We start from the raw sequence: 1,995 nt of genomic DNA on the forward strand, positions 1-1,995 counted from the left end.
CGGCTCGGCCAGCGGATCCAGGTCGAGCCGGGCCGCCTCGACCGCGGCCAGGATGGTGACCGCGTGCCCGGCCAGGCGCTGTCCGGCCGGGGTGAGCCGGACCCGCCGGCCGTCCGGCTCGATCAGCACCGCACCGGCCTCGCGGGCCAGCACGGCGAGCTGCTGCGACACGGTCGAGGTGGTGATGTGCAACTCGTCGGCGACGGCTCGCATCGAGCCCAGCCGCGACAGTTCCACCAATAACCGCAGGCGGCGGGTGTCCATCCCGCCATTGTCAGTCAATGCCGAACGGTATGTCCATCATCGGCACGTGGACATGAACGGTGTCCCGGGGTTGTACTTGTCGGCATGCGTTCACAAGCACGGACCGGAGCGTCGATGGCGCTCGCCTCGATGGTCCTCGTCCAGCTGGGTCTCGCGGTCTCCGTCGGTCTGCTCGACCGGATCGGCGCGGAGGGCGCGGCCTGGCTGCGGCTGGCCTGGGCCGGCGTGATCCTGCTGGTGCTCGTCCGGCCCCGGCTGCGCTCGTTCACCCGGGCCAGCCTGCTGAACACGGTCGCCCTGGGCGTGGTCACGGCCGGCGTGACCATGCTGTTCATGGCGGCCATCGCCCGGCTGCCGCTGGGAACCGCCAGCGCGCTGGAGTTCCTCGGCCCGCTCGGCGTGGCCGTGGTGCGGGGCCGGCGCGGCACCAAGCTGTGGCCCGCGCTGGCGGCGGTCGGCGTGGTGCTGCTGACCGAGCCCTGGCACGGCGGCATCGACCTCGTCGGGGTCGGCTACGCGCTGGCCGCGGCGTTGTGCTGGGCCGCGTACATCCTGCTCACCCAGCGCGTCGGGGACGACGTGGCCGGGCTGCAGGGTCTGGCGGTGTCGATGCCGGTCGCCGCGCTGGTGGCCACCGTGGTGGCCGGCCCGGCCGTGCTGGGGGAGATGACCTGGCAGCTGCTGCTGGCCGGCTTCGGCCTGGCCATCATGCTGCCGGTGGTGCCGTTCGCGCTGGAGATGCTGGCGCTGCGCCGGCTCACGACCGCCGCCTTCGGCACGCTGATGAGCCTGGAACCGGCCCTCGCACTGCTGATCGGCCTGCTGGTGCTGGGTCAGGTGCCCGGCTGGGCGCCGGTGGCGGGCATCGCCTTCGTGGTCGCGGCCGGCATCGGCGCCGAGCGCACGGGCGCCCGCTCGACCGGGAAGCACAGTGACGACGAAACCCGCGAGCCTGTGCCGGCCCCGGTGTAAATCATCGCAGAGCGCCGCCGGCGGCCCCGCGGGTGGTTCCCGGCTGTCCCGCATGTCGCGCGTCCTAGCGTTGACGCCCATGACGAACGACGACCTCGCCCGGGAACTGATCACCCTGACCGATGAGGACCGCGACCTGCAGGCCGGCGCGCTGGGCGGGGACCCGGCCGGGCGGCTGGCCCACCGGCGGGTCACGGTGCGCAACGCCGACCGCCTCGCCGAGCTGCTGGACGCGTACGGCTGGCCCACCGTGACCCTGGTCGGCGCGGAGGCCGCGCGCCGGGCCTTCCTCATCGCCCAGCACGCGGACCAGCAGCTCGACCTGCAACGCCGGGTGCTGCCCCTGCTCAGCGCAGCCGTCGCGGCGGGGGAGGCCGACCCGTCGGCGCTGGCCATGTTGCGGGACCGGGTGCTGGTCAACGAGGGCCGTCCGCAGGTCTACGGCACCCAGATCGCCGGGGTGGCCGACGGCGCCCCGGTGCCGTGGCCGATCGAGGACCCGGACGGCCTGGACGAGCGCCGCGCCGAGGTCGGCCTGGCCCCGTTCGCCGTGCACACCGCCCGGCACGCCCCCGCCTGAGACGAGTGACGGCCCGAAAAGGTTGACGGCCCGGAAGATCAACCTTCCGCGGCCCCCGGCAGTCCTTCCCTTCGCACAACACCTGTTGCCTGCCGAAGGGAAGTCCCATGTCGCGCGCCGGTGGCCGTACCGCGGTGCTGGTCCTGACGGTGCTGCTGGCCGGCTGCGGCCCGGTGGGG

General features: G+C 73.9%; 3 protein-coding genes. 2 read left to right on the forward strand and 1 reads right to left on the reverse strand.

Annotation, left to right across the window (positions count from 1 at the left end; genetic code table 11):
• A partial coding sequence (locus tag AB0C29_RS45745; protein WP_360834268.1) for a LysR family transcriptional regulator occupies positions 1–264 on the reverse strand: 264 nt, incomplete at its 3' end.
• A gap of 84 nt (positions 265–348) precedes the next feature.
• Here AB0C29_RS45745 and AB0C29_RS45750 point away from each other — a divergent pair.
• Both AB0C29_RS45750 and AB0C29_RS45755 read left to right on the forward strand, forming a co-directional pair.
• Positions 349–1,236, forward strand: coding sequence for an EamA family transporter (locus AB0C29_RS45750; RefSeq protein ID WP_360834270.1), 888 nt, complete (start codon positions 349–351; stop codon positions 1,234–1,236).
• Between the two features lie 79 nt (positions 1,237–1,315).
• On the forward strand, positions 1,316–1,816 hold the full coding sequence (locus AB0C29_RS45755) for a DUF6624 domain-containing protein (protein ID WP_360834272.1): 501 nt from the start codon (positions 1,316–1,318) through the stop codon (positions 1,814–1,816).
• The last annotated feature ends 179 nt before the right edge of the window (positions 1,817–1,995 follow it).

This window comes from Actinoplanes sp. NPDC048791, assembly GCF_040650095.1.
Taxonomy (GTDB): Bacteria; Actinomycetota; Actinomycetes; order Mycobacteriales; family Micromonosporaceae; genus Actinoplanes.

Coding starts and splice junctions, on each gene's coding strand:
- AB0C29_RS45750 (WP_360834270.1), top strand. CDS start 349: ATGCGTTCACAAGCACGGACCGGAGCGTCGATGGCGCTCGCCTCGATG.
- AB0C29_RS45755 (WP_360834272.1), top strand. CDS start 1,316: ATGACGAACGACGACCTCGCCCGGGAACTGATCACCCTGACCGATGAG.